The organism is Ruegeria sp. YKSF131, assembly GCF_059612645.1.
The window spans coordinates 1-9,833 of the sequence record NZ_JBXWQZ010000048.1 but is presented as its reverse complement, the minus strand read 5'-3'; the positions used below and the strand labels follow the sequence as shown (position 1 = coordinate 9,833).

10 protein-coding genes and 1 tRNA gene are annotated in these 9,833 nt (G+C 57.7%); 6 read left to right on the top strand and 5 right to left on the bottom strand.

Features of this window, described 5'->3' with window-relative positions:
* The 3 genes from AC2FLZ_RS15885 to AC2FLZ_RS15875 are packed head-to-tail and all read left to right on the top strand — an operon-like array spanning position 1 to position 3,112.
* Positions 1-1,083 carry an ABC transporter permease gene (locus tag AC2FLZ_RS15885; protein ID WP_496882397.1) on the top strand — a complete coding sequence of 361 codons (1,083 nt, stop codon included), beginning with the start codon at positions 1-3 and terminating at the stop codon, positions 1,081-1,083.
* A gap of 2 nt (positions 1,084-1,085) precedes the next feature.
* Positions 1,086-2,006 carry an ABC transporter permease gene (locus AC2FLZ_RS15880; protein WP_209598075.1) on the top strand — a complete coding sequence of 307 codons (921 nt, stop codon included), beginning with the start codon at positions 1,086-1,088 and terminating at the stop codon, positions 2,004-2,006.
* A 32-nt stretch (positions 2,007-2,038) separates the two neighbouring features.
* Positions 2,039-3,112: a BMP family ABC transporter substrate-binding protein gene (locus AC2FLZ_RS15875; RefSeq protein ID WP_480555512.1), complete on the top strand. Its 1,074-nt coding sequence runs from the start codon at positions 2,039-2,041 to the stop codon at positions 3,110-3,112.
* A 119-nt stretch (positions 3,113-3,231) separates the two neighbouring features.
* On the opposite strand, the gene AC2FLZ_RS15870 is transcribed toward AC2FLZ_RS15875, so the two are convergent.
* Genes AC2FLZ_RS15870 through AC2FLZ_RS15860 form a run of 3 tightly spaced genes read right to left on the bottom strand, consistent with a single transcriptional unit; the run spans position 3,232 to position 5,296 of the window.
* The gene (locus tag AC2FLZ_RS15870) at positions 3,232-4,029 is read right to left on the bottom strand and encodes a metal ABC transporter permease (protein WP_480555510.1); all 798 of its coding nucleotides are present in this window, start codon (positions 4,027-4,029) and stop codon (positions 3,232-3,234) included.
* Positions 4,029-4,781, bottom strand: a complete 753-nt coding sequence (locus AC2FLZ_RS15865; RefSeq protein ID WP_496715788.1) for a metal ABC transporter ATP-binding protein — start codon at positions 4,779-4,781, stop codon at positions 4,029-4,031. The genes AC2FLZ_RS15870 and AC2FLZ_RS15865 overlap by 1 nt, the downstream gene beginning before the upstream one ends.
* A 2-nt stretch (positions 4,782-4,783) precedes the next feature.
* Positions 4,784-5,296 carry a Fur family transcriptional regulator gene (locus tag AC2FLZ_RS15860; RefSeq protein WP_480475370.1) on the bottom strand — a complete coding sequence of 171 codons (513 nt, stop codon included), beginning with the start codon at positions 5,294-5,296 and terminating at the stop codon, positions 4,784-4,786.
* Positions 5,297-5,353: 57 nt separating this feature from the next.
* Between AC2FLZ_RS15860 and AC2FLZ_RS15855 the strand changes: the two genes are divergently transcribed.
* From AC2FLZ_RS15855 to AC2FLZ_RS15845, 3 genes are all read left to right on the top strand, one after another.
* Entirely contained in the window at positions 5,354-6,298 is a 945-nt protein-coding gene (locus AC2FLZ_RS15855) for a zinc ABC transporter substrate-binding protein (RefSeq protein ID WP_496882396.1), read from the top strand.
* 151 nt (positions 6,299-6,449) lie between these two features.
* Positions 6,450-7,853, top strand: a complete 1,404-nt coding sequence (locus AC2FLZ_RS15850; protein WP_496882395.1) for a sensor histidine kinase — start codon at positions 6,450-6,452, stop codon at positions 7,851-7,853.
* Positions 7,850-8,497, top strand: coding sequence for a response regulator (locus AC2FLZ_RS15845; protein ID WP_480519221.1), 648 nt, complete (start codon positions 7,850-7,852; stop codon positions 8,495-8,497). The genes AC2FLZ_RS15850 and AC2FLZ_RS15845 overlap by 4 nt, the downstream gene beginning before the upstream one ends.
* Positions 8,498-8,570: 73 nt before the next feature.
* On the opposite strand, the gene AC2FLZ_RS15840 is transcribed toward AC2FLZ_RS15845, so the two are convergent.
* Together AC2FLZ_RS15840 and AC2FLZ_RS15835 are read right to left on the bottom strand one after the other, a co-directional pair.
* A complete protein-coding gene (locus AC2FLZ_RS15840) occupies positions 8,571-9,323 on the bottom strand; it encodes a hypothetical protein (protein WP_480625166.1) in 753 nt (250 codons plus the stop codon).
* A 399-nt stretch (positions 9,324-9,722) separates the two neighbouring features.
* Positions 9,723-9,799: transfer RNA gene (locus tag AC2FLZ_RS15835), tRNA-Met, on the bottom strand.
* Between the last annotated feature and the right edge of the window lie 34 nt (positions 9,800-9,833).

Below are 9,833 nucleotides of genomic sequence, written 5' to 3'. Positions count from 1 at the left end.
ATGATTGTATTGGAGAAACGGCCACAGCCGTCCAGGGCCTGGTCTTATGCGACCCCCCTTGTGGCGGTGCTGGCGACAATGGTGTTTGGCGGGTTGCTGTTTGCCATATTGGGGAAAAACCCGGTCGAAGCCATCGGTACCATCTTCTGGGAGCCGCTTTTTGGCGAGTTCGCATTCTATTACCGCCCTCAATTGCTGGTCAAGGGCGCCCCGCTTGTGTTGATCGCTATCGGATTGTCGCTGGGATTTCGGGCCGGTATCTGGAATATCGGGGCCGAAGGGCAATACATCATGGGCGCCATATTCGGTGCGGGCGCAGGTCTGGCCTTCTATCCGCTCGACGCCTGGTACATCTTCCCGATCATGGTGGCCGCAGGCGCATTTGGCGGGTGGCTGTGGGCAACGATCCCGGCTTTGCTGAAAGTGCGTTTCGGCACCAACGAAATCCTCGTGTCGCTGATGCTGGTCTACGTGGCCGAACAGATGCTGGCCTCGGTCTCGCTGGGTTTGCTCAAGAACCCCGAAGGGTTCGGCTTTCCCGGCTCGCGCAACCTGCAATCCTATGAAAGCGCGCACAATGCCGAGCTGATTGCCGGTACCGGGATGCATTGGGGTGTTGTCGCGGCCTTCATCGCGGTGATCTTTGCCTATGTTTTGCTGAACCGTCACATGCTGGGGTTCCATATCCGTCTGACGGGTGAGGCCCCCCGCGCCGCAAAGTTTGCAGGTGTGAATCCAGCGCGCCTGATCCTGTTCTGCCTTGGAATTTCGGGCGCTTTGGCCGGGTTGGCCGGGATGTTCGAGGTGTCCGGCCCGTCCGGTCAGATCAGCATCGATTTCAATGTGGGTTATGGCTTTACAGCGATCATCGTCGCCTTTCTGGGCCGACTGCATCCGGTGGGTATTCTTTTGGCCGGGGGCCTGATGGCGCTGACCTATATTGGCGGTGAAATCGCACAATCGCAGCTGGGCCTGCCTGCCGCAGCCATTCAGGTGTTTCAGGGAATGCTGCTGTTTTTCCTGCTGGCCTTCGATCTTCTGACAAACTTCCGCATCCGTGCGGCTCGTAGCGAGGTGGCGTGATCATGGATCTTGGTCAAATCAATCCCGTTCTTCTGGTTGCTTCGCTTATGGTGGCCGCAACCCCCCTTCTGCTGGCCGCGATCGGAGAGCTTGTCGTGGAAAAGGCAGGCGTTCTGAACCTTGGTGTCGAGGGCATGATGATCGTTGGCGCGATCAGCGGTTTTGCGATCTCGGTCGAAACCGGATCGCCCTGGCTGGGCTTTGTTGCTGCCGCCATTGGCGGGGCCGTGCTGTCGCTGCTGTTCGTCTTGCTGACACAGTTTGCGTTGGCCAACCAGGTTGCCAGCGGCCTTGCGCTGACCCTGTTTGGCCTGGGGTTCAGCGCCCTGATGGGGCAAAGCTATGTGGGCGTCAAACCACCCAGCATGGGCGATATCCACATCCCCTTGATCAGCGATATTCCGGTCATCGGCCCGATCCTGTTTCGGCACGATCCCATCCTGTATCTGGGCATTGCGCTGACCGCTGTGGTCTGGGCCGTCCTGAAGTACACCCGCGTCGGGTTGATCCTGCGGGCGGTTGGTGAAAACCACGATGCCGCCCATGCGCTTGGCTACAAGGTCATCAAAATCCGTATCATGGCGATCCTGTTTGGCGGGGCCTGCGCGGGTCTGGGTGGAGCTTACATCAGTCTGATACGTGTGCCGCAATGGACCGAGGGCATGACCGCAGGTGTCGGCTGGATCGCACTGGCGCTGGTGGTGTTTGCCAGCTGGAAACCGTGGCGGGTCCTGCTGGGTGCATATTTGTTCGGCGGCATCACCGTCTTGCAGCTTAATTTGCAGGCAGCGGGCGTTGCCATTCCCGTCGAGTATCTGGCAATGTCACCCTATCTTATCACGATCCTTGTGCTTGTGATCCTTTCGGCCGACAAGAGCAGCGCACCTGCCTCACTGGGCCGGACCTTCCATGCCTCACACTAGGGGCCAACTGAACCAACTTGGGGAGTAACTACATGAAATTAAAATCGCTTCTGACAACTGCCGCGATAGCGCTTGGTCTTGCGACCGGTGCAGTGGCACAAGACAAAACCAAGGTCGGTTTTGTTTATGTCGGCCCTGTCGGCGACGGCGGCTGGACCTATGAACACAACAAAGGCCGTTTGGCGATCGAAGAAGAGTTCGGCGACAAGGTCGAGACTGTATTCGTTGAATCAGTACCCGAAGGCCCCGACGCCGAGCGCGTGATGACCCAGATGGCGCTGGAAGGCGCGGATCTGATCTTTACCACCTCGTTCGGCTATATGGATCCAACCATCAATGTGGCCAAGAAATTCCCGAACGTGAAGTTCGAGCACGCGACCGGCTACAAGACCGCCGACAACGTCTCGGTCTATTCAGCGCGTTTCTACGAAGGCCGCGCGGTTCAGGGGCATATCGCGGGTAGAATGACCGAATCGAACATCATCGGCTATATCGGGTCCTACCCGATCCCCGAGGTGATCCGCGGTATCAACTCGGCCTATATCCACGCCAAGAAAGCGAACCCGGATGTACAGTTCAAGATCGTCTGGGCCTATACATGGTTCGACCCGGCGAAAGAGGCTGACGCTGCATCGGTTCTGATCGAACAGGGCGCCGACGTGATCCTGCAGCACACTGACTCGACCGCACCGCAGGCCGCCGCACAAGAGGCGGGCAACGTGATCACCTTCGGTCAGGCTTCGGATATGAGCGAATACGCCCCCAAACCGCGTGTTTCCTCGATCATCGACAACTGGGGACCCTATTACATTGCGCGCACGCGAGCCGTGATGGACGGCACCTGGGCCTCGTCCAACACCTGGGACGGAATCGGGCCGGGCATGGTAGAAATCGGTGAGATTTCGGATGCAGTTCCCGCGGACATCAAGGAAGAGGCACTGGCCCTGAAAGCCGCGCTGGCCGATGGCAGCTATCATGCCTTTACCGGACCGCTGAAAAAGCAGGACGGCAGCGACTGGCTGGCCGAGGGCGAAGTGGCCGACGACGGTACTCTGGCCGGTATGAACTTCTATGTCGAAGGGCTGGAAGGCGATATCCCGCAATAAACGGCGCGGATAGAAATGCATAAAGGCCCGCAGGATTGCGGGCCTTTTTTGTGGCGTTTTCGTTTCGGTCACATTACCGGATGACCGGGATGCTACGGCCGCGACGAGCCACAGAAACTTTAGACTCTGCCCTGCGTTCGCCACCCGATCAGGCTGAGACACGCAAAAACGATCGCGGCAACGCAGACAATCGAGGGCCCTGCCGGAGTGTCGAATACATACGCAGCCCTTAGCCCTGTGATGGCCGAAAGCGCACCTATTCCCGCAGCAATCAGGGCCATGGATTCTGGTGACCGTGCCAGGTTTCGCGCAGCAGCCGCCGGAATAATCAGCATCGCGGCGATCAGCAACACGCCCACAACCTTGATCGCCACCGCTACGGTCACAGCAAGTGACAGGGTCAGGATCAGTTGTTCTCGCCTTGGATCGAAGCCGCTGGCATAGGCCAGTTCTTCGTTCAGTGTCGCGGTCAGAAGTTGCGACCAACGCCAGACAATCAGAGCCACGACAAGCGCCGCACCGCCCCAGATCACGACCAGATCAGAACGGGAGACCGCCAGAATATCCCCAAACAGATACGCCATCAGGTCAATCCGGACACCGGACAGGAATGAAACTGCAACCAGCCCGAAGGCCAGCGCAGAATGCGCCAGCACCCCCAGCAGCGTGTCCATCGCATAACCGCGACCGGCCAAAAGCGAAACGGTCAGCGCCATGACCAAAGCGATAGCCAGCGCGCCCGTGAAGATCGACATCTGAAACGTCAGGGACAGGGCCACGCCCAGAATTGCGGCATGCGCGGTCGCGTCGCCGAAATACGCCATGCGACGCCACACGACAAAACATCCAAGGGGGGCCGCCGCAAACGCCACGCCAATACCGGCGAGCGTTGCCCGCATCATGAAATCATCCAGCATTATTCCGCCGCTTCCTGTGGGTTCGCATCATGATCATGATCATGATCATGATGGTGATCATGTTCATGACGATAAAGGGCAAGCGCACCGCCTGTTCCGGTTCCGAACAAGGCCCGATACTCTGGTGCCGAGGCGACCACGGCCGGCGATCCTTCGCAACAGACATGCCCATTGAGGCATATCACCCGGTCCGACGCGCTCATGACCACGTGCAGTTCGTGGCTGATCATCAGAATGGCGCATCCGGACTCGCGTCGGACTGCCTCGATCTGCTGGTAAAAGCTAGCCGATCCCCGTTGGTCCAACCCCTGTGTCGCTTCGTCCAGCAACAAGATGTCCGGGTGGTTGATCAAGGCTCTGGCCAACAGCACCCGCTGAAACTGTCCGCCGGACAGCTGCGACATCTGGCGTTTCAACAGATCCGGCACACCCGCGGATTCAAGCGCCTCGACACATTGCCTGCGCGACACAGGATCGGTCAGACGCATGAACCTTTCGACGGAAATTGGCAAAGTCGGATCGACATGCAGCTTCTGCGGCACATATCCGATTTTCAATCCGGGCTTCAGTGACACGTGACCGGCGGAAGGCCGTGTCGCACCGATAATGGCCCGCAGCAGGCTGGTCTTGCCTGATCCGTTCGGGCCAACGATGGTCACGATTTCACCCGGTTCAACGACCATATCCACATGATGCAGCACGGTATGCGCGCCATAGCGGACGCTGAGTTTCTCGACAGTGATTAGGGCCATCTTTATGCCTTTTCGGTGCAGTCAGGGCAGAGACCTTCAGCCTCTACAACCGTTCGCTCGATCTCGAAACCTGCCGCGCGCGCGGCAGCGCCAAGAACACCTTTGGAGGGGGCGGACTGCGCCTCGGCTACGGCATCACATTTTCGGCAGATCATGAAAGCAGGTGAATGCGCCGCGCCGGGATGAGAGCAGGCGACAAACGCGTTCAGCCGCTCGATCTTGTGGACAAAGCCGTTCTGTACAAGAAACTCCAACGCCCGATAAGCGACCGGAGGCTGGGACCCGAATCCTTCGTCGCGCAACCGATCAAGGATTGCGTAGGCGCCAAGGGCGCGATGTTCCTGCAACAACATCTCAAGAACCTTGCGGCGAACCGGCGTCAGACGCAGCCCTTCCTCTTTGCACCGGGCTTCGGCAGATGCCAGGGCCGTTGCGACACAGCTCTGGTGGTCATGTTCCTGAAACCCGACCGGGGCGGTGTCTTTGCCAGGTACTGGGTGCACATCACTTGTCATGTTATTTCATATCATGTATTGCCACTTGAAATGTTATAAAATCACACAGAGAGCTCTATGTCCAGAACGCTTCTTCTTCCATTGTCGATCACAGTTGCATTGCTGGGTGGACCGGCCCGCGCAGATGCGCCAAACGTTGCCGCGGACATTGCCCCGGTTCATTCGCTGGTGGCCCGTGTAATGGAGGGTGTGGGAACACCTGCCCTGATCGTCGCACCGGGTGCCTCGCCGCATGAATACAATCTGCGCCCGTCCGAGGCAGCCGCGTTGCAAAACGCCGATCTGGTGTTCTGGGTAGGAGAAGACCTGACGCCATGGCTGGACAGCGCGATAGAAACTCTTGCCCAAGGCGCGACCGCCACTGCCCTATTGGACGCAAAGGGCACAGAGCTTCTTGAGTTCCGGGAAGACGCATTGTTTGAGGCGCATGATCACGCGGACGATGCGGGTCACGAAGACCATGACGATCATGACGATCATGACGATCATGACCCACATGCCTGGCTGTCGCCAACGAATGCCAAAGCCTGGCTGACCCTGATCGCAGATCAATTGTCGTCAGCGGATCCCGAAAACGCCGCTGCGTATTTGGCAAATGCCGAAGCGGCGCGCGAAGAAATGACCGCGCTTTCCGCAGAAGTGGCAGGGTTGCTTGAACCGGTTCGCGGCGGCAGCTTCATCGTGTTTCATGATGCCTATCAGTATTTCGAGGTCGCGTTTGGTTTCCCGGCATCAGGCGCGATTTCCCTGAGCGATGCGTCCGACCCAAGCCCCGCGCGTATTGCCGCCATTCAAGGTCGCATTCGCGCTGAAGGCATCAACTGCGTATTATCTGAACCACAGTTCAATCCGGGCATCGTCGAAACCGTATTGGACGGGACCTCGGCGCGATCCGTTGTGATCGATCCACTGGGCTCGGCACTGGAACCGGGGCCGTCTCTGTACCCGCAAGTTATTCGTAACATGGCGCAAACCCTGTCGGAGTGTTTGAAAACCCGTTGAGCCGGGACTGGGATCGGGACGCGGGAACCTAACGGGGTGCACCCAAAAAGGCCAAGTCCCGGCCCGCGCATCAGGTTTCGAACATTGGAGAAGCGCATCAGACCATGGTCTGTAGCGCGTCAAGCAATTGTCGTTCATAGTCGATTGCGAAATGAGACCCAAAATTACTGACCTGACAATTGGCAACTGGTCTTTGTCGCGCGTTTTTCTCGCGGCCAGCATAGTCGTCATGGGGACTGCTACGGTGTTTGTTGGTCACTGGGTGTCGAACCGGATCGAAAACGCGGTTGTACAGAACTCCGCCAACTCGGCCGCACTGTACATGGAAAGCATTCTGTCTCCTCTCAGCCAGGAGCTGGCGCATGGAGATCGACTGTCCGAACAGGCCAGCCGGGCGCTGGACGAGATTTTCATGACCCAGCCGATGCGCGAACGCATTGCCTCGTACAAATTCTGGAAACAGGATGGCGAGATTGCATACGCATCGGATTTCGCCATCATCGGTCGCCGCTTCGAGCCGACAGACGACCTGAAACGCGCATGGGCTGGAGAAATCTCGGGCTCTTTTGAAGAGCTGGACGACGAAGAAAGCGCGGCAGAGGCTGCGCTTGGCATTCCATTGCTTGAAGTCTACAGCCCCATTCGCGAAATCTGGTCGGGGAAAATCATCGCGGTCGCCGAGTTCTATGAAAAAGCCGATCAGTTGGAACTGGACATGGCCAGAGCCAGAAGAACAAGCTGGTTGATCGTTGGCTCGGCTTTTGCGGCAAGCACGATTGTTCTGTTTTCCATTGTCGCAATCGGCGACAATACCATTCGACGGCAGGGGCGCCTTCTGAACGACCGCCTTGCCGAAAGTGAAAAGATGGCCGCGCAGAATGCCATGCTGCGGTCGCGCGTCATTGACGCATCGGAAAGATATGCCGCGCAAACGGACAGGTTCCTCAGGAAACTCGGCGCGGAACTGCATGATGGTCCCGCCCAATACCTGTCACTCGCTGCCCTTCGATTGGAGGCCGCATTCGGCGACAGGCCGGAGATGCCCACCGAGGCCGAAGAAATTCAGCAATCTTTGCAGAAGTCTTTGGCAGAAATTCGCGCCCTGTCACGGGGACTGTTCGCGCCAGACATCGAAAACCTGGCGCTCGTTGATGTGGTAAAAAGAGCTGTCGAGGACCACGCGGAACACAGCCCTTTTCGCCCCGGTATTTCCTTTCAGGGCAATCCGTCGCCTGATTTGTCAATCTCGGGCAAGTTGTGCGTTTTCCGGTTCCTGCAGGAAACGCTTTCCAATGCCGCAAGATATGCGCCCACGTCCCGATGCATTGTCACCTGCGACGTACATGATGATCGCATTACCGTTCAGGTCAGCGACGACGGCCCCGGGTTCGATCCGTCAGGCGAGACTGTGCTGCGAGACGACGGGGGCCAGGGCCTTGTCGGTTTGCGTGACCGGGTCGAAAGCATCGGTGGCCGGTTCGTGGTGACATCAACCCCGGGCAAGGGCACCACCGTTGCTATGACATTGTTTCCCAGAAAGATGAGTGCATCATGACAACATCCGTCGTTATCGCAGATGATCACCCGATTTTTCGGGACGGTTTGCACCGCACATTAGAAGAGGCTGACGGTTTCAAGGTTCTCGCCGCTGGATCAAATGCGGATGAGGCCGTTTCCCTTGTCCGAACCCATCAACCTGACATCGCCATCCTCGACCTGTCGATGCCCGGTGGCGGCATTAGCGCGACCCGTCGAATTGCTGAAATGGCGAACCCGCCTTTCATCGCGATATTGACGGTCTCTGAAAACAGCAGTGACGTCGCAGACGCTTTGGAGGCGGGTGCCATTGGCTACATCGTCAAGGGCGTGACAGCGCGCGAATTGACAGATTCGCTGCGCAGTATCGCCTCGGGCGAAGGGTTCGTCTCGCCGGGTCTGGCTTCGCGCATGCTACTTCAGATCAATCGCGGAAGTGGGCCGCAGAAAGAAACTGACGCCATCGATGATCTTACCCATCGCGAGGAGGAGATTCTTCGGCGCGTCGCCAAAGGGCTGAGCAATCGGGAAATAGCCGATGAGTTGGGGATTCAAGAGAAAACCGTCAAGCATTACATGACGGCGATCCTGTCCAAGCTCCATGCGCGGAACCGGGTGGAGGCCGCTCTCATCGCGCATGAGGCCTGGAACAAGAAAGACTAGGGTCAGGCGCTCAAAGACCGGGGCGGTCTCTCAAGAAAAGAAACCGCCCCGCACATTCGTCAAAGTTCGTTGTTCAGTTGGCAATCGCCTGAAGTCTGCTGCGATCCGCCGCGGTTGCGGTTCTTTCAACAACGGTTCGGTTGAACGGGTCTTTCAGTTCGTAACGTCCGCCCTCGATCTCTTCTTTCCAGCCGTTTGCGTAACTAACTTCGATATTGTTGCCCTGAATTTCGATTTTTGCCGGGTTACTTCCAGCACCGCCGCTCTGCCCTGGCGAGCGCACACTATCGATTGAGATACCGTTTGCCAGTGACCGAAGGCGCGAAACGTCGGCACCTGTGGCCGGTCGTTCCTCGATGGTTCGGTTCTGCGCGTTTTTTCTTTCGTACCGACCGTTTTCGATCTCTTCTTTGGTGCCGTCAGCATAGCGTACTTCGATGCCGCTCGCGCTTGTCTCGACCTTTGTTATTCCAGCCGATCCCGATGACTGCCCCCCAGACTGAGACCGGTCCTTCTTATCCCCGCCCCGGCCCGAGCGTGACGAGCCATCGTCATCGTCATCATCGTCATCATCGTCGTCGTGACCACCTTTACCTGATCCGGAATTGTCGTCGCTATCTCCGCCGCTGCCCGACCCGGAATTGCTGTCATGATCATCATCCCCGCCGTTGCCGTCACTCCCCTTCCCGCTTTTTGCAAACGCGTAAGCAGGTTCCAACCGCAGATGACCGTCTGCGTCAAAGGTCGGCACATAGGGTGTCATCACAATCAGCGACGCCAGCGCTGCCGAGCTCAGAAGCTGACCAGTTCTTTTCCGGGTATTCATTATCGTCTCCAATCCTGTTCGAGGCGTTTTCCTGCATTGGAGGCAGGATATCCCAGTCCCGGCTTCGCTACATCGGGCTTAGGTCTGATGATTTTCCGGCCGAATGTCCGGACCGGAGAAGCTAAGAATTACAATTCCCGAAACTCAACCTGATCCAACACTCCTATTTTGGCTTTGAGCAACGAGGGACCGCATGTCGGTGCCGACAGCACTGACGGTGGAGGCGGGTTGGTTTTCATGATGGGGTAAGAGTCGGCTTGAGGAAGCGTCAGAATGGGTGCGCTTTGATAGCTGATCTTTGCTCTCTGGCGTAGCATCGCTGTAGCATCTGCCGAGGATGCCCCACGCGCGGAAATCGCCCTGTTGGACGCTAGCGTATTGTTTTTATGTAGGTAATTTTGGTTGCGGGAGTAGGATTTGAACCTACGACCTTCAGGTTATGAGCCTGACGAGCTACCGGGCTGCTCCATCCCGCGACACTTTAGTGGTCTATTGCCTGTTCGGCTACTT

Excerpts from the sequence above, each read along its gene's own strand:
- AC2FLZ_RS15885 (WP_496882397.1), top strand. The coding sequence starts at position 1 with ATGATTGTATTGGAGAAACGGCCACAGCCGTCCAGGGCCTGGTCTTAT.
- AC2FLZ_RS15880 (WP_209598075.1), top strand. The coding sequence starts at position 1,086 with ATGGATCTTGGTCAAATCAATCCCGTTCTTCTGGTTGCTTCGCTTATG.
- AC2FLZ_RS15845 (WP_480519221.1), top strand. The coding sequence starts at position 7,850 with ATGACAACATCCGTCGTTATCGCAGATGATCACCCGATTTTTCGGGAC.
- AC2FLZ_RS15870 (WP_480555510.1), bottom strand. The coding sequence starts at position 4,029 with ATGCTGGATGATTTCATGATGCGGGCAACGCTCGCCGGTATTGGCGTG.
- AC2FLZ_RS15855 (WP_496882396.1), top strand. The coding sequence starts at position 5,354 with ATGTCCAGAACGCTTCTTCTTCCATTGTCGATCACAGTTGCATTGCTG.
- AC2FLZ_RS15865 (WP_496715788.1), bottom strand. The coding sequence starts at position 4,781 with ATGGCCCTAATCACTGTCGAGAAACTCAGCGTCCGCTATGGCGCGCAT.
- AC2FLZ_RS15860 (WP_480475370.1), bottom strand. The coding sequence starts at position 5,296 with ATGACAAGTGATGTGCACCCAGTACCTGGCAAAGACACCGCCCCGGTC.
- AC2FLZ_RS15850 (WP_496882395.1), top strand. The coding sequence starts at position 6,450 with ATGAGACCCAAAATTACTGACCTGACAATTGGCAACTGGTCTTTGTCG.
- AC2FLZ_RS15840 (WP_480625166.1), bottom strand. The coding sequence starts at position 9,323 with ATGAATACCCGGAAAAGAACTGGTCAGCTTCTGAGCTCGGCAGCGCTG.
- AC2FLZ_RS15875 (WP_480555512.1), top strand. The coding sequence starts at position 2,039 with ATGAAATTAAAATCGCTTCTGACAACTGCCGCGATAGCGCTTGGTCTT.